We start from the raw sequence: 17472 nt of genomic DNA, 5'->3' as shown, positions 1-17472 counted from the left end.
TCTAAGTTCCTTTCCCTCTGAACAAATATACACTTCGGATCCAAATCCATTTTCCTCAAGACTTTTCGGTTTAATCCATCTTACTGCCGGATTTATCCTCAATTCAGACCTTTCTAGCGATCAAAATCCATTCGCAGGTACTGGAACGCGTAAAAAAACACCATACCCCCTTCAAAACAGCGAAGTGACCGTAGTCCATCCCGAATAGTAGATATGCTCCCAGGAGCCTTTATTTTATGCAGAAATTGAAAAATTATTCCCGAAAGCCAGTTGCGAAAAAAGCTGATCGAAAGATCAGAACGGCCAGTTTGCCCCGAAACAGGTGGTCACTTTAAAGCGAAATGGGGTGACAGTTTAAATGTGGAACGGCTGGCCATTTTTGCCGAAATGCCCACCCTGGCTGATGGAATTGAACCTCAGTTGTCAGTACCCGATTATTTTGCAACCATCATGACAGATACAGAGGAAATATTGGGTGTAGTTGGCAAGGATTATCACATCGTACAGAATACAGATGCATTTTCGTTTTTCGACAGCATCGTAGGCAACGATACAGATATACGCTATGAAACTGCGGGTGCTTTAGGGAAAGGAGAGCGTATTTTTATTACAGCAAAACTTCCCGGTTATATCAGGGTAGGAAAGGATGACCTGATCGAGCAGTATGTTTTTCTGACGACCTCACATGATGGATATGGTAGTATTACAGCAGCTTTTACGCCAATCAGAGTGGTTTGCCAAAATACCTTAAATGCAGCCATCCGATCTAAACAGAATAGTATAAAAATCCGTCACACCGCAAGTGCTTTAGAAAGATTAAAACAGGCGCACCATTTAATGGGCATTAGCAGCAGTATAGCCAATGAGATCGAAGCGCTTTTTAATCATTGGTCAAAGGTCCGCATTACCGATAAAGAGCTTAAAAAATTGATAGGAATTGCAATGGCACCCAGTAAAGAAGTGCTTAGCTGTTTGCAGGAGGAAAAATTCCATCACCTGTCCAGCCACTATTTGAATATTGTAGAAAGCGTTTTTGATTACGCACTCGCAGTGCCTTCGCAACAGCAAGTTACCACAAAAGGAACATTGTTTGGCGCTTATAATGCCATAACAGGCTATTTCCAGAATGTGAGAAATTTTAGCAATGAGGAAAATAAACTCAAAAGCATCATGTGGGGTACTGGTCTACAGCGTGCACAGACTACATTCAACCTATGCGAAATATTTGCCCATAGTGGTAGCCTTCAGCTAAATTGATGAAGTGGCCGTAAGGCCATTTCATTTTTTAAATTCTTCCGGCGCGCTCCGCGCATTAAACCTCTTCAGGTCAATAAATCTTCTCCTCAATATCAAGGGTTTCAAGATATGCAAAAATGTTGGAGTGCGATATGGGTTTAAATTGAGGTACCCCTTTTTGTTTGTCAAATCTGATTGCTGTCAAAACCGAGGCAAGTCAATATAAAGCTGCCGCTTTCTTAAAGGCTCCACTAATATCAAAAAGATCATTTTTGGGTAAATTAATTTGATCAGAACTAGAATGGGAATGATAAGAACTAATCCTGCCAAAAATCCAATTTCTTTGCTCTGCTGCCAAAATTATTTACAGCATCTACAAGACCGAGAAAAACCTCCGAAAACCACAGGTAAAATAACAATTATTAAGGCAATGCATGCTAGTGTAAAGCCAATTTCCTTGCCAGGATTTACTTCCAGATAGCTATAGTTTTCATAATTTTTCTGATTTAAAATTAAATATAGTACTAATCACCACTATAAAAACCAAAGGTTTATATTTGATAGCCCTACATCATTGTTTATTCGTACAATACAACTATTTGAAAATTTTTGCTAAAAAGTAAATGAATACTTGATTAGAAAAGTTCTTGGTCGCAATGGCATTTGGTAAGTTGATAATTGGTTCGCGGACGAATTAATCTGCTGGTATTCTCGTTGATTAATCAAATTCACGCATTGAAATTCGAAGAAGCTTTTCCAGTTGGTGGGCGCATATTTTAGGTTGAAATCTAAAAATTGATTGCGGATAGGTTGTTGCAAAAACTGACGGTAAGAAACGAAATTATAGGTTAAGGCATAAGAAAGCTCTGAATTCAAATTGTGTAGCCATTCGCCCTTTATTTTTTCGTTTGCCGATTCATTTTCAATCGGGCCACTTAAACTTTCTTGTTTATTTAACGATCTGCTTAAGTCTCCGGCCACCGATAGTGTAATTTTCGAAAATAGCTTTTTTCTTAAGCTTAATCCCGTGTTCAGCAGGTAAGTTTTAAAGGGCGTAATTTCGCCGTTATAGAAATTGTTTCCTTTCTGCATGCTTAAGCTTCCATGCGCAGCAATATTTATTTCGAGTGGAAAAATGTATTTGGAAATGTTGCCATTTAATGAATATTGATCTATCGTGTTCCTGAAATCGATAGCCACTGATTTTGTCAGTCCGCTATCCAAAGTATAAGAATTGATAAAGTTTTGACTGGTTCTGTCGAAACCAAACATTAGGTTGAAAAAAAGCATTTTTAAGGGTATTCGGTTAGAATACCTCAAATTAATGTTAGTCATATCTGTTTTCGGTAAAGGCGTGTCGTTAAAATTAAATTGCCTGTAGTTGACCAAGATGGTGCCGCTGTAAATATCATTAACTTGTCCAAATTGCGTTTGTTGGGCAAATCTGGCATTCAGTTCACTATGCTTTCCCAAGGTTTTTCTAAATTCTAGAATCGGATTCAACACAAAATAGGTATTCGTTTTAGCGGTGCTTTTCTGTGCGTCGGAATAACTGATGTTGTTAAAAGTTGGACTTGCCTCCAGATTGAACGATCCATTTTTCAAAGGATAAAGTGCCGAAATTCGGCCATATAAACCTAAATTATCAAACCCGATATCGTTTTTGAATTGGTTCCCAACTGATCTGATATTATCGGTGCTATCGGTTTTATATAGATGGCTGTTTAACCGACTGTGTTCGTAAGAAGCGCCGGCTGCTGCGGATAAAACCAAGCGATTAAACCTAGTTTTAAAAGTGGTAGATTGATTGATGAAGATGTTTTTAGTGCTGGCTTGCTGGTTTAGCGCTAAGAAGTCAGCGCCACCATTTACAATATTTTGCTGAATTCCTGGCGCAATTTTCAGGTTTTCATCTACTTTATGATATTGTACCAAACCATTGTATTGCAAAATGTTATTCACTCCTAAAGCCTTTACCAAATTGGTTTCATTACTAAAGGATACCTGATTTGTAGGTTGGCTCTGCCCGAAAGCTTGCTCATTTTGTATTGTATTGCCATTCCTTTTCCATTTTGGAATCTCGAATTTTGTAATTGATTTCAAATAAATGGATTTGCTGTTTTTTTCGAGCTGCGCTTCGGCGTGCCACTGATTTAATTTGTAAACGTTGTCTTGAAATTCATTAAACCGGATGGTATCGGTATTGCCTAAAAAATAATTTACTGTGTTATTGTATTTAAATTTTCGTTTCAACTGGAGTGTGGATAAATTTAAGCGCAATCCCCAATCGGCTTTCATTTTTATCAAAACATTTAGGCTGCCAGCATAATCATTATTTAATAAATAATACTTTTCTTTCATGTTTGGCAGGGTTTCACTTTCCATTGATAGGAAGGTTTTGGGTAGTTTTAATGCTACTTCATTATTAAAAGACTGACCTAAAACCGCTTGTTCGGCTTCAAGATTTTCGCCAATGTTATTGGTTTTAAAGGTGTTGATAGCTTTAACTTTCTTATCGAAGATTAGGTTATTTAGCTCGGCCACATAAGCCTTATTGCCTGCTCCCAGATAAGCCGAATTCACCATCATCGTCTTGGCGCTATCGGTAAGTTTAATGTTCAGCGAAACATTGTTACTGCTTACAAACCCATTCAGTGCCTTTACAGGTTGGTCGCGTTCTATCACCTGCACCTGCTCTACAGCATTTACAGGAACATTATTGGTGGCCATTTTGTAGCGACCATCTAATAAATTATCCCCATCGATATAAACATTGTTAATGCGCTTGCCGTTGTAACTTATAGCGCCATTTTCATCGATTTTAATGCCTGGTAAGCGGCTAATCACATCGCCAATCACCCGATCGTTAGATTCTTGAAAACCTTTAACCCTATATTTCAAGGTATCGCTCGATAGGCTGACTTTAGTGTTTGATTTGATGGAAACCTCCGCGAGCTTATAACTTTTTTGCCTAAGCACTACGTTTACCAGCTCGTTGTTCTTTTGTTCAATGGCCTGGTAAAACTGCAGGAAACCCATTGCAGTTACTTTTATAGAGTAGCTTTCATTACTGCTTTTGAAATCACATTTAAACAAACCCTTATCATTTGTTGTACCAAAGATAATGCCTGCCCCAGTTTGGTTTACAATAGCTATTGATGCCGAAGCAACCGGATTGCCGATACTATCTTTTACCGAACCACTTATAGATACGGTATTTTGTGCGGATAAAAATGCCGCACAAAATAATAATGGTAAACATAAAAGGAAGCCTTTCTTTAACAAATCTTTGAGCTTAATCGGTTAATTCCAAGGGATAGTTAATGGTAAATTTTTTCTTTGGGCCAGCGTTGCTATTCCCTCCGTTTGAAGTCACCTTATCAACTACAATTCCGCTATCATTGCCGAACATGTTAAAACCATCAGCCTGTGCTTTCTTCATTTGCTCATACTCTTTTTTTGTTGTTGAAATTGCATCTGATGGAATATTGATTGACTTAACATTTTGCAGATTCCCTTGAGTGACCAATTTTGTACAGGTGAATTTTATGAAATGACGGTCATCATAAGCTTCTAAGATTAATCCGGGCAAACCCTGTAGTTTCCACGGGCCAAAGCTTGCCGGAATATCTGTTGTAAACCAGGCTGTATATTTTCTTCCTTTGCAAATACCAGTGGCCTTTTGGCAAGTGTAACCCAACAAATCTTTGGTTTCCTTCTCAATCTTCCAATCGGTTTTATCATCAGTTTCGGTAATTAAATAACGTTGTTGGGGGGTATTTTTTACAATTGCAATCTTGCCATTTTCGATGTAAATATCATCTTCGGTAACGGGCAAATACGTCCCCATATCAACTACATCACTGTTTTTGGCTTCTGCTGCGGCTAAAATAGCCTGAACGGTAGAATCTTGCTTCACTCTGGTTTGACTAATGTAAACACTTTCGCGGGTATTAAAAGAAAGGATAAAATCTTCACTATATAACCTACCCGTTTGGGTACTATCTTTAATGTGGTAAAAATTATAGTAAGCAATCGCGGTAGGTTGATCTGTTCGCTCGTTGCTTTTATATTTAAAGGAATATAAAGCACCTAATAGTAATGCTGGTAATATAAACTTGAAGTATTTTTTCATTTTGTTTTTAATTAAAGAAACCATCCTCTTACTTTATTTAATTTTTTATAAATTATGGTTGGTTATGGTAGCAGCCGTCAGAACTAGCATTAATCCCTTGCCAAAAAAAGTTGTTGCCAACCAAGAACATGCTCAGGTTATCAGTACCATCGGGAGCAAATACGTGAATTTGCCATTTAACACCACAAGGATCTGTGTATAGGAAAACTTTCTCTCTGCGAAATATGGCACTGGTTTCATTTACAACATGCACCTTCACTATCCTTGTAGGTAATACACTTGTTTCAACGGAGTTGTTGATGGTAGATAACATTTTAGCTGGTTTAGCATCACTAGCGAATGATGCAGTTCCTAACACGGCAAAGACCAGTAAGATTAATATTTTTTTCATGATTTTTTATTTTTATTTTATAGATTAAACACTACTTTGTTGGCTGGTAGCTTTACAAAGGATTACATTCTGTAGCAACCCCAGTAGTCAGCCATTACATTTCCACGAAAATGAATGTTCGCGGTTTGCCATAATGAGTAGTTAGATGCGCTGCTCGGTCCGGAAACGTATACAACGTATGATTTGCCACAGGCATCAGTAAAGGTGAAACTCATTTGCCTGCGAAAGAAACCCAGTTTTTCTGTGCTTAGTTGTCCAGTTTCAATGCTATTACTTCTTTTAAATGTTGTTGCAGCTTCAATTTTAGTTTCAGTAGTTGCATTTTCTTTTGAAGTTAAATTATTGGCTGAAGCGCTAAAGCCAATCGCGGTGCAAATCAATGCAAAGAATAGTTTTTTCATAACTTTTTTGTTTTAAGTAAATGGTGAATAGTTTTTAGAAATCAGAGGATGGTTTCTTATTTCCGATTTGAATTTGTAGAGAAATGTGTTTCAAAAAAAATACTAACCTACAACTGCTGATGCGCAACTGATATTCGATTGGTTTTTTCGTATTTCTGCTTATCAACTTGAATAAGTTTTCTGAAAAATCAAATAAGTATTGAAATTACACGGATATGGAATGAAAATCTACGAATGTTCAACTGATTCTTTTAAGGAAGTCTGTATTTATATATTTAGAGAATATTTACAGTTTTAATAAGCCAATCTCCGCATTAATGAATATCACTGCAAGAACTGCATTAGCCATTTGCTCTATCTTGAGTTCCCTGTTTATTTCCTCTTGCAGAAATCAGGAAAAAAAAAGCAAAGGCCAGCAAAAGGCCAATCAAATTGTTATTGGTAAAAAAGATTATTTATCGTTCATCATCGCTTTTGACACCATCCCGGCGGCTAAGATTAAAAAAATGATTTATAAAGAAGATAGTCTGTTAAGTAATTCGGAAAATAAAGAGGCTAATCCATATTATCACTATTTCAAAGCCAGAAAATATGGGCTGGAAAAAAAACGCGACAGTGCGATAACTGAATATCAAAAAATAAAATCTAACAAGCCGAATGATGAATTAGCGCTTTTGAAAACCTATGGAATTCTTGTTCAGATTATGGGTAATGGATCAATGGTTGAGTCTGCCTTAACGGGCAAAATATTTACTGCTATAAAATTGGCAGAGGGTGCGAATAGTAGATTGACCTATCATTTTTACGATTTGCTGGCACAAGCTTATTTCCAAAATCAGAATGAGAAAAAATCATTGGAATATGCATCCATTTACTTTGAAAACCATCCGTTCAAATCTCATCCGGCAGTTAAACAGCGCTATTTTGATATTTCTTTTCTATTGGCTTCCCGTTTGAAAAACTTCAGGAAAATGGAGTTTTACAATAACCAGGCTCGGATATTGGCCAAGCAAATTGGAGATAGTTTAGCCCTATCTCGCACTTACGATAACCAGGCACAGATTTATAGTCAGCAAGGCCTATCTTCAAAAGCTGTGGCTTCTAGTAAACTATATTTTAACTACCTGAAGAGAACTGACAACCTCAACGATATTGCTTTTAACAATCTGGCTACTAGTTTTATCAGGAACAATCAACCCGATTCTGCCATTAAATATTATAAAGAAGGAATTGCATTCGAAAAAAATGATTTATCTGGGAAGCAAAAAAAAGTTTATTACGATGGGCTAATTGATGCGTATAAACTAAAAGGCGAATATGCCAAAGCACTGGAAGCTGCAGAGGCTTCGCATAAAATTGAATTGAAAAATAATGAAGCCATCGAATCGGTTAAGGTTGCAGAAATGCATGAACAGTACGAAACAGAAAAAAAAGATCAGAATATCGAAGAATTAAAAAGTAGGAATAAACTGAATGAAACGATTATAAAGCAACAACGTTCATCGATGTTTCTACTTGTACTCATTTTTATAGGTGTGATTTCCTTCTTTTTCATCGTCTATCGCCAGCAGCGCTTGAAATCGAAGAACAATTTGTTAAGATCAGATAATCAACGACTTAATGTGGAGCAAAAAATGCTTCAAGCCCAGTTAAATCCTCACTTTATTTTCAATGCAATTGCTAATTTGCAAAGCATTGTAGCTTCCGGACATATTGATGAATCGGTACGCTATCTTAAATCGTTTTCGGGGTTGCTACGCGGTATTTTAGAACAAAACAGGAAAGATTTTATCGAAATAGCCGAAGAGGTAACTTCATTGAATAATTACATCCAACTGCAGCAAATGCGCTATGCAGGCGTGTTCGATTATCAGATTGATGTAGATCAGCAACTCAATGTACATGAAACACTAATTCCGCCCATGCTGATCCAGCCCTTCGTTGAAAATGCAATTGAGCACGGTTTCCGAAATATTGCCTACAAAGGTTTACTCCTGATTTCTTTTGTATTAAAGGGTGATTTGTTGTTGATTGAAGTAGATGATAACGGTAGTGGGCTGGTACAAAAGCCAACAGATAAGCCAAAAAAACAATCTTTGGCTCAAACTATATTAAAAGAGCGGTTTGAATTACTGTTTAAATCAAATCACCAGCATGCAGAATTTGAGTTGAGAGACAAAAAAGCACTTGGCTGCAGAGGAGTTAGCGTCGAAATTACAATACCAGTCATTAACGATTAAAAAAGATTATTATGAAACTTTATATCTTGGAAGATGAAATCCGCATTTTGCAACATATTTTGCAAATTGTTAAAAAAATAGATTATTTAGAAGTTGTTGGCTTTGCTGCTGAAATAACAGTGGCCGGAAAGGAAATTCCTACACTAAAGCCAGATATTATTTTGGCTGATATCCGCTTAAAGGATGGCGACAGTTTTAATCTTTTTCATACCATTGGAATAAACGATTTTCAGGTAGTTTTTCTCACCGCCTACGATCAATATGCGATACAGGCCCTAAATTTGGGCGCTTTTGGTTATTTGCTTAAACCCATCGATGAGGTATCGCTAACCACCACTTTAAATAAATGTTACCACCACCGGGAGCATGAAAGTTTCGGCCAACAACAACTCGCCATTGCGAAAGACCATTATTTGGCGCAAGGTGTAGGGGTAAGCAAGCGCATCGCGTTAAAGAGTGTAGAATATATTGAAGTGGTAGCAATAGAGAACATCATGTTTTGCAAAAGCGATAAAGGTTATACCAGCTTTTTTTTGAATGACGGGCGTGAAATTGTGGTATCAAAAGGCCTGAAGGAATATGAGGGATTACTTACGCCCTTCGGCTTCTTAAGGTGTCATCAATCCTATTTGGTTAATTTTAAATACGTAAAGAAATATTATCGGGAAGGTTATTTGCAAATGGAAAATAAGGAAAACATCCTGGTTTCCAGCAGGAAGAAAGAGGAGGTTTTACGGTATCTGGAAAATATTGCTTAATTATAAGATGGAAAAAGAAGACTGGATTTTGCACTTAGTGATTAGAATATCGGCAATTCCAATTGTATTTATTATACTTTAAGATATTTACAGCTTTCGATTCGTTGATGACCTGCTGTGTTCCCCACATTTAAGTTGTTCCAAAATACAGTATATTTAGATTCACATTTTTTAATCTATCTTAAGGAAAAATGAAAATAATCTGCTTTATTATCGCCCGATTAACAAATTTAGCTTGACTGGAGATGCTATTTTTTCACAATGATTGAGTGAGATGGATAGATGAGTGAAAGGCTGGATAGGTTGAGGGAAGGCCGGGGGCAAAAAACGGCGGTAAAGTGTAAGATTTTTTGTCACAGCATCAAACGGAAAGATGTTGAAAGAAAAATTGCCTACATCAAGACCCCGTTTCAATGGAAGGATAGCCTGTTTCATTTCGTAAAGAGTAATGATCCAGCCATTAATCGAAAATGCAATACTACATGGATTAATCGAATCCCAGCAACCCGATACGCATTTTAGCTGTAGCCCTAAATTTTGAAGCATGGCATATTTGTATAACAGTTGTGATAATGGGGTTGGATATCAGAAAAATATAAAACCACTGCTTCTCAAAGGGATAAAAGAGAAATCTATCGGACTCCAATCTATTTTGGAGCGGGTAGAAATGATCAACAGGCAACAGATTGATTTTAAGGCAAGTTTTCAGATCGGCCCGGGCGATAACGGGCGGGGTACTGTTGCTACGATCTGTTTACCAGTGGTTAAGGCAGAATAGCAGAAATCGGATTTCATTTAAGTAGATGAAATCACTGGGTAAATGCTAAAGCAGAAGGTACATTATATTGCTGCTTCTATTCTGTCAGAGACTATCCCTGTGTAAACACATTTCAGATTAGCCACTAGCTCCGTTTAACCTGTCTTCTTATTTTTTAAATAATCAGAAAGTCATCTCGATCTCTTACTGCAGGCTTGCACGAATAAGCGAGATAATGACTGATTTGTAAAATAATGTAGTTTAAATTATACATTATTCATAGGAGTTAAATTTTAGAATCTATCGGGTTTATACTGGGGAAAAAAACACTTTTTTCATTTTTTATGGCTTAAGAATTGACAAATGTCAACAATACAGCCATTTATATGGTCCATGAAAATCTGGTTGATTCTATGGCACAAAAATTGGAATTAGGTACAATTTAGTCACCTATCTTTACTAACCTATGTTTAATAATACCGAATTCGAAAATTTCAAAAAAATTATTTTAAAGCGCCTGAAGCCAGCCCTTAAGCCTTTAAATATAGAGAACGACTTTCTTGAAATCTCAACAAGCTATATGGGCAAGGCTTACGAAGTACGCATCATGGGCGGACGAGATGTCCAAGGAAATTATTTTTGGGAGGTGGTCAGGGTGGTAAACAGAAGTATTATCCCATCAAGCCTTGAATTTAATTTTCCCAAAGCAGATACAGGCTAAGTTATTTAATCAATTGTGAAATATACTAAAACGTTTTATTTAAAGCTCAGTACGCTTGTATTCTGCAACTGATAAACCCTGACCTGCATGTGTAATGCCATTAAGCGATAGGGAAAGTGGATCGATCATATCCGGATTTCAGGCTTATGTGGGCTTAAATTACACGAAATAATAACCTAAATGACTATAAAGGGCTATATAATGGTGACCATTGCTGCGCTACTTTTGTAGTCTTCATAAATCACGGGATCGATTTTTTTAACACCGCCTTTCGGATGAAAGGTGGTGTTTTACACTGACATTCCCGGAATTAAATCAGGCAGATAGCAGTTTAAATCTGCTTGTAAGCGTTAAAATAAGCATCGCAAATTGTGGCCATCTATTAAGACATTGCTTAGAGGTGAACGTTGTATTTCATTGGTATGTTGATTCTTACCCTTGTTCCCCTGTAATTTTCGATAATCAGTCCTGCTTTCAAACGTTCCGTTCTTATCCGTATATTTTCCATGCCCACACCGGTAGATCTCTGGGCAGCCGGGTCGAAGCCTGTACCATTATCTTTTATGGAAAATATGAGCTGATCTTTTTCAACCTCGATAAGGAGCTTAACTTGGGTTGCCTGAGCATGTTTAAGCACATTATGGGCGATCTCTTTGGCGATCAGGTAACAATCGCGTCTGCTCTGGCTTTGCAGTTCAATAGATGGAATAAATGCGGGAAGTTCGGAAGTGAATGCAGTATCAGTATGTTCGAACAGCTTTCTGATCTGGTCTTCCATAAAATAGATCAGGCTTTCCAGGTGGTCGCTATCTGTATTTGAACTCCAGATGATTTCCCTGATTTTCAATGTAATCTCGCCGATCATCTCTTCCATAATTTTAAGTTCTCTAACTGCGGGTTTCGAACGGGCTGAGTGTTCTGCATATAATTTTATCGCAGTAAGGCCTGATCCGATTTCATCATGTATTTCGCCACTGATCCTATCTCTTTCTGCTTTGATTAATGCAGCCTGGTTTTTATACTTCCTTTTAAATTTTACGGCAGTTCTATAATATTTTAAAAAAAAGACTGATAGTAATAAGATTAAAAACAATAAAAAAAATGAAAATAAATCGAGAGGTTTTTGATAAAAATTTAACTGCATATTTCTTGCTCAAAAAAAGTTAATGACGGTTGATGGTGCGTATTTGATGTTTTATGTATTATTAATAATACTCATTTAATTGATTTTTGTATATCATTGTATTGGTGTATCTCTTATAAAATGTATGACTGATAAACCAATAACGTCATGTTGGTACAGGGTAACTGCGTGATATCAAAGGGCATAGCTAAAACTTTTCTTTTTTATAGGTTTGTCACGTTCGGTTAATGCCGGATAAAAAGTTGTCTCCCTTCAAAATAATCCCCAATCCATCAGTGGTATTAACATGCCGTGTGCCGGATTGATATAAATCGTTGAAAAATCTGAATGGGATAGACGCATGTAACAATATTACCTAAAAAAAACGCATTATTATGATTTCAGTGTCAATTGTTGAAGACCACAACCTTTACCGGAACAGTTTAGCCAGTTCTATCCTCGAAAATAAATCCTTTGAGCTCAAAGGGGTTTATGCCACTGCTGAAGAAGCCCTAGAGAAATTGCCAGTTGAATGTCCGGATATAGCTATAGTAGATATTAAGTTGTCTAATATGTCGGGGATAGATCTTGTTATGCAGAGTAGAGAAGGTTTAAACAAAACGCTATTTTTGATGTGTACCGGTTTTCAGAATGATGAGAAAATTTTTAGTGCTTTACAGGCTGGCGCATCAGGTTATATCATTAAAGGTTCTACCTCCGCAGAGATCCATGAGGCGTTGATAGAACTCTATAACGGAGGATCGCCCATGAGCCCCTACATCGCGCGTAAAGTCATCAGTCTTATCCAGGGGAGTAAACCTGCCAGGAAAAAAATTGATTTAGGCCTTAGTGAGCGCGAGCTGGAAGTGCTGTCGCTGTTAAGTAAGGGTTTATTGTACAAGGAGATTTCTGAAATGCTTTTTATAAGCCCCAACACGGTAAAAAATCATTGTAAGAACATTTATAAAAGGCTGCATGTGCAAAACAAAATTGAAGCCCTTAATAAGTTTAAAGATTACAGTTATAATTAAATAAGATAACGAACCATTGCGCTGTGCCGGGCCAGCCTGATCTGGAAAAGCATTACCGGTTTTTTTTGGATCGGTTTGATCGACTCCCTGGTCTACTTAAACGACATTTCTTAACTGAATAAGAATAGTTGAAAACCTTTAAGGAATATACCTGTTGTTCCCTAGTTGTCAATCCCTCAATAACCGTCAGCTTATCCCGCTTGATCTGATGTTTTTATTGTGCCATTTTCCTGGCTGGCAATCATAAAGTTTAAGTATCCCGATATGATCAAATTAGCCTATAGTACGCCCATTGCAAGATTAGATAAAATTAAGATTGGCGATGAGGTCATGGATGAATATCAATCCACTGGAAAGGTGATCCAGATTACAAAAAATATTAAAGATAAGTCTACTGAATTTATTTTTTTGCTGGATAGCAAACAGACCATTTTCATCATGTGTGCATCTGCATAATCACCCGTTTTACCATTTTGTGTTCGAGCGTATTAATTTTTAGGTACTTATGTTGGTTTACAGGCAATCAGAATATAAAATTGCTATCTTGTAGGCCAATCCCCACCTGATGAAGAAATGCCATTTTAGGAAATTATCTTTTGCTGCTGCTTTTGTTACTGTTACCTTATTTTCAAACTGCAATAAGGCGGTAATTACCTCCCCTGAAAATACTGTTGACAATTCTTTATTGAGCGATGAACCTTTTAAGGCTTACCTGGGTGTAAATGCCTTTGAGTGGAATTTTACTTCGGATGCAAACCATGGCCAGATCGAAGAATCGAGGTTCCAGACCATTAAATCCTTTACTGGTATCAGGCACTACCTCGACTGGCAGAGAATTGAAAATAAAGAAGGATCATTTACTTACAGCCCCTCTCATTGGGGTGACTGGGATTACGATCAGATCTACCAGCGAATGAAAGATGCCGGAAAATATGTTCTTTTAGATCTAAAAGGTTGTCCGGACTGGCTTTTGGCCTCTTATCCGATTGGTAAAAGAGATGCAGAGAATGTTCCTGCTCCTTATGGGCTGGATAGGGCGGTACCGGCTTCTTACATTAAGCAGGCACGTGCGGCTTTTCAACTGGCAGCTCGTTATGGTTCAAACAAGGATGTTGATAAGGGGCTGCTGCTTGCCGACCCCACCGTACGCTGGAGAGATGACCCGCAGAATATGCCAAAGGCAGGTTTAGGGCTTATTACCTATATGGAATGCGATAATGAACGTGATAAATGGTGGAAAGGTCCGCTTGCCCAGCAGTCGGCAGAAGAATATGCAGCCAATCTTTCTGCTTTCTACGATGGCCACAAAGGTACGCTTGGCAAGGGGATAGGCGTAAAGACTGCCGACCCCAATATGATTGTGGTGATGGGAGGCCTTGCCGATCCAAATCCGGAATTTGTTCGCAAGATGGTTCAATGGTGTAAAACGAACCGGGGGATGAAGGCAAACGGGCAGATCGATCTCTGTTTTGATGTGATCAACTATCATCAGTATTCCAACGATGGTTTTCAAAACTATGGCAATCCTACAGCAGGCATGGCACCAGAGCTTTCTGACTTGGGTAAAGTTGCCACCCTTTTTAAGGAATTTGCAAAATCGGTAAACGGTGGCATCCCTGTTTGGGTAACCGAAACCGGTTTTGATGTTGGAGAGCATACCTCGCAAAGGGCTTTAAAAATCGGTGATAAAAGTGCATTGGTTACCCAGGCAGACTGGAACCTTCGCACAGCATTGTTATATGCAAGAACGGGACTTACGAAATGTATATTTTATATGCTCGAAAATGTGGATGTTAACAGCTGGACACAATATACTTCATCGGGTTTTATCAATCCTGATTATTCAAAAAGACCATCTGCTGATTATATACTCCAAACCAACAGGCTTATGGGTGATTATCATTTTTCTTCAACGCTTAACAAGGACCCCCTCGTTGATGTATACCTTCTGGATGGTAAAAAGACCTATGTGCTAACCATACCAGACCAGGTGGGCAGAACAAAATCATACGATCTGGATCTCGGGCAAAGTAAAGAAGCCATAATTTATACCCTTGCCATTGGCAAAGATGAAATGGACCACAAAACCGTATCCACCAAAAACGGCTTATTACAGATCCAGGTAACCGAAACACCAGTTTTTGTACAGCCAAAATAGGTAAGATGGAAGATGTAGCATGGAAAATGGATAATGGAAATAAAACCATTATCCATTTTTCGTTTAAACGGGAGATGCAGCATTTGCCTATGCATGATTAAAACTCATTCTTACCTATTTTAATTCGATCATTTTTTTATTGGTACTTAAGGGCTATTGAGTGCGGAAGGCTTAACCGATAGCTTTGTAGAAGCTAAGGCTTAAGATCTACACGCGATATCGTGTGTCCGTTTTTTTGCATGCGCCTTAATATTTATGAATATAAATACGAATAATAATGATATCTGAGGGGCAGAATCAATCACTTGATGTCTTTCAGGACTGGAAGAACAATAAAGGAAACTTCAAGTCCAGGATGATCATGCTCTTCTACCGAATCTCCTCCTTAATTTACCGGTATAAAATTTTACGGTTTATTTTTTTCTGGTACTTAATGCTCTACAAGTTTGCTGTTGGCTGGCTCATGAATATTGGTATCAACTCAAGTGCGGTTATTGGCAGGGGGTTTAAGATTCAGTATGGCTTCGGAACGGTGATCGGTAGTCACACCGTAATCGGCGAAAACTGTAACATCAGGCAACTTACCAACATCAGCTCCAAGATGAAAGAGAATGGAAGTTACAGCAGGGCACCCAGAATTGGTAATAATGTAGATATAGGCATTAACGTAGTAATACTCGGTGATGTGATTATTGGCAATAATGTAACCATAGGAGCAGGCTCAGTGATTACTAAAGATGTGGAGGATAATTGTGTGATGGTGGGTAATACGGCTACTGTATTGAAGAAAAAATATATTATCTCAGTCGAAAAATCATAGTACAAAACTATTCAGTTTCCCTCAGTGGCCTTTTAAAACATTATCCGGTTAAAAACAGGCCTTACCGTATTTCATTCCCATATTTTGCCGGAATTAGCCCTATTGGGCTATTGCTCAAGGGTGGGGGATATAAGACCTTTACAGCGATCTATGAAACCTATAACTCCCGGCAATTACGTGAAAAATATTAGCGTCAACAACTTAATAAATCAATGAAAAATCTCATTTTAAAGGACAGCATGAAGCGTTATACCAAGAAGCATATTCTTCTGGTGGATGGCGGATTAAACCTGGGTAAGTTAATGAACTTCATCCTGGCTCCCGAATACAGGCTGACCATCAAAACCAGCGGAATAGATGCTCTGAGCTGGCTGGAGGAAGGCAATGATCCAGATCTGATCATTACCAGCTTAAGAATGCCTTATTTTGATGGGAGCGCTTTCATCCAAAACCTTAAGTGCAGCGGTTTTTACCGTAATACGCCGATTATGGTTCTTTCGGGAGAAGAAAACCTCGAAGAAAAAGTAAAAAGTATGTCATTCAGGATTGATAGTTACATGGAAAAACCTTTCAATCCAACAGTTTTGAAAAGCCAGATTAGCCTTTTGATTGCATAATGAACGCTCAGGACAAAGATAGTGCTATGGCCAATGTGAGGTCAGTGTATTTTGGTAAGTTATTGAGGGATGTGATGTTCGAAAGCCTGGGAGGCTATACCAAAGAACTTATTTTTATTGATGACTTTCAGTTTTATATTCAGCAGCAGACTTTTTTAAGTCTTCCTGACCTGGTAATGATTGAGGTGGATGAGAACCCTGAATGGTTTAACCAGGTTTCTTTTATCAGAAACCATCCTATACTCAATCATCTCATCGTTGTACTTATTGGTACCACTGAAAATGCAGATTGGAGAAAGAAAGCACTTCAGGTTAGGGCAAACGATTATTATCTGTATCCCTTTCCGCCATCAGATTTTATTTCAAGGATTGCTTTTCTGGTTAAGTTTAAAGCAGTGAAACCCAATGTACTTGAGATTTCTGCAAAGATGCAGGAACGTTATACTATACCCGTAAGTAAGCGGGTATTCGACATTATCGCCTCGGGGCTGGCTTTGCTCATCCTCTCGCCGCTGTTTATCATTATTGCTATCATGATCAGGCTGGAATCGAAAGGCGACATCATTTATAAAAGCAAACGCGTGGGGGCAGGCTACAAGATTTTCGATTTCTATAAATTCAGGTCTATGCGTAGCGGAGCCGATAAAATGGTAGCCGAACTCTCATCGCTGAACCAATATGCCAATGAAGGAAATAAAAACGGAAAATCGGCTTTTGTAAAGTTTACGAACGATCCGAGGATTACCAGGCTTGGTAAAATACTGCGCAAAACCAGTATTGACGAGCTTCCACAATTGATCAACGTTTTTATCGGCGACATGTCGCTGGTTGGCAACCGGCCGCTTCCTTTATATGAGGCCGAGCAGCTCACCACCAATAAATGGTCTTCGCGTTTTAACGGGCCTGCCGGTTTAACCGGGCTATGGCAAATCAGCAGAAGAGGGAAAAAGGAAATGTCGGAAAGTGAGCGTAAAGAACTTGATAATTATTATGCCAACCATTATTCCATTTTCCTCGATTTCAAAATTATTTTAAAAACCATTCCGGCACTGATCCAGAAAGAAGAAGTTTAAACAGATCAGGC

The 17472-nt window shown here is 38.1% G+C and carries 16 protein-coding genes; 11 read left to right on the top strand and 5 right to left on the bottom strand.

The window, feature by feature from the left end:
- Positions 1 to 270: 270 nt before the first annotated feature.
- Positions 271 to 1257, top strand: coding sequence for a DUF932 domain-containing protein (locus H9L23_RS12690; protein WP_246474936.1), 987 nt, complete (start codon positions 271 to 273; stop codon positions 1255 to 1257).
- 591 nt (positions 1258 to 1848) lie between these two features.
- Here the strand turns inward: H9L23_RS12690 and H9L23_RS12685 are convergent.
- From H9L23_RS12685 to H9L23_RS12670, 4 genes are all read right to left on the bottom strand, one after another.
- Positions 1849 to 4521 (bottom strand): carboxypeptidase-like regulatory domain-containing protein, encoded by a 2673-nt coding sequence (locus H9L23_RS12685; RefSeq protein WP_187595298.1) that lies wholly within the window; start codon positions 4519 to 4521, stop codon positions 1849 to 1851.
- 10 nt (positions 4522 to 4531) lie between these two features.
- Entirely contained in the window at positions 4532 to 5371 is an 840-nt protein-coding gene (locus tag H9L23_RS12680) for a GLPGLI family protein (RefSeq protein ID WP_187595297.1), read from the bottom strand.
- Positions 5372 to 5423: 52 nt separating this feature from the next.
- Entirely contained in the window at positions 5424 to 5762 is a 339-nt protein-coding gene (locus H9L23_RS12675) for a hypothetical protein (RefSeq protein WP_187595296.1), read from the bottom strand.
- Positions 5763 to 5824: 62 nt separating this feature from the next.
- Positions 5825 to 6163 carry a hypothetical protein gene (locus H9L23_RS12670; protein ID WP_187595295.1) on the bottom strand — a complete coding sequence of 113 codons (339 nt, stop codon included), beginning with the start codon at positions 6161 to 6163 and terminating at the stop codon, positions 5825 to 5827.
- A gap of 317 nt (positions 6164 to 6480) precedes the next feature.
- Here H9L23_RS12670 and H9L23_RS12665 point away from each other — a divergent pair, with 317 nt between their 5' ends.
- The 4 genes from H9L23_RS12665 to H9L23_RS12650 all read left to right on the top strand — a co-directional run bounded on the left by H9L23_RS12665 (position 6481) and on the right by H9L23_RS12650 (position 10639).
- Entirely contained in the window at positions 6481 to 8403 is a 1923-nt protein-coding gene (locus tag H9L23_RS12665; RefSeq protein ID WP_187595294.1) for a tetratricopeptide repeat-containing sensor histidine kinase, read from the top strand.
- A gap of 11 nt (positions 8404 to 8414) precedes the next feature.
- Positions 8415 to 9161, top strand: a complete 747-nt coding sequence (locus H9L23_RS12660) for a LytR/AlgR family response regulator transcription factor (protein WP_187595293.1) — start codon at positions 8415 to 8417, stop codon at positions 9159 to 9161.
- 544 nt (positions 9162 to 9705) lie between these two features.
- Entirely contained in the window at positions 9706 to 9939 is a 234-nt protein-coding gene (locus H9L23_RS12655; RefSeq protein WP_187595292.1) for a sensor histidine kinase, read from the top strand.
- A gap of 445 nt (positions 9940 to 10384) precedes the next feature.
- Positions 10385 to 10639, top strand: a complete 255-nt coding sequence (locus H9L23_RS12650) for a hypothetical protein (protein WP_025145498.1) — start codon at positions 10385 to 10387, stop codon at positions 10637 to 10639.
- 394 nt (positions 10640 to 11033) lie between these two features.
- Here the strand turns inward: H9L23_RS12650 and H9L23_RS12645 are convergent, their stop codons facing one another.
- A complete protein-coding gene (locus H9L23_RS12645) occupies positions 11034 to 11732 on the bottom strand; it encodes a sensor histidine kinase (RefSeq protein WP_187595291.1) in 699 nt (232 codons plus the stop codon).
- A gap of 425 nt (positions 11733 to 12157) precedes the next feature.
- On the opposite strand from H9L23_RS12645, the gene H9L23_RS12640 reads away from it, so the two are divergent.
- The 6 genes from H9L23_RS12640 to H9L23_RS12615 all read left to right on the top strand — a co-directional run bounded on the left by H9L23_RS12640 (position 12158) and on the right by H9L23_RS12615 (position 17461).
- Positions 12158 to 12793 carry a response regulator transcription factor gene (locus H9L23_RS12640; RefSeq protein WP_029986051.1) on the top strand — a complete coding sequence of 212 codons (636 nt, stop codon included), beginning with the start codon at positions 12158 to 12160 and terminating at the stop codon, positions 12791 to 12793.
- 264 nt (positions 12794 to 13057) lie between these two features.
- The gene (locus H9L23_RS12635; protein ID WP_084153134.1) at positions 13058 to 13249 is read left to right on the top strand and encodes a hypothetical protein; all 192 of its coding nucleotides are present in this window, start codon (positions 13058 to 13060) and stop codon (positions 13247 to 13249) included.
- A 109-nt stretch (positions 13250 to 13358) separates the two neighbouring features.
- Positions 13359 to 14951, top strand: coding sequence for a hypothetical protein (locus tag H9L23_RS12630; RefSeq protein ID WP_187595290.1), 1593 nt, complete (start codon positions 13359 to 13361; stop codon positions 14949 to 14951).
- Between the two features lie 433 nt (positions 14952 to 15384).
- On the top strand, positions 15385 to 15771 hold the full coding sequence (locus tag H9L23_RS12625) for a serine O-acetyltransferase (RefSeq protein WP_187595289.1): 387 nt from the start codon (positions 15385 to 15387) through the stop codon (positions 15769 to 15771).
- A 212-nt stretch (positions 15772 to 15983) separates the two neighbouring features.
- Entirely contained in the window at positions 15984 to 16388 is a 405-nt protein-coding gene (locus H9L23_RS12620; RefSeq protein ID WP_025145504.1) for a response regulator, read from the top strand.
- Positions 16388 to 17461 (top strand): sugar transferase, encoded by a 1074-nt coding sequence (locus H9L23_RS12615; protein WP_187595288.1) that lies wholly within the window; start codon positions 16388 to 16390, stop codon positions 17459 to 17461. Before H9L23_RS12620 ends, H9L23_RS12615 begins: the two co-directional genes overlap by 1 nt.
- Positions 17462 to 17472: the final 11 nt, after the last annotated feature.

Source organism: Pedobacter roseus (assembly GCF_014395225.1).
Lineage (GTDB): Bacteria > Bacteroidota > Bacteroidia > Sphingobacteriales > Sphingobacteriaceae > Pedobacter > Pedobacter roseus.
Note: the sequence above shows the minus strand (reverse complement) of the source record. Positions and strands in the feature narration are given on the sequence as shown.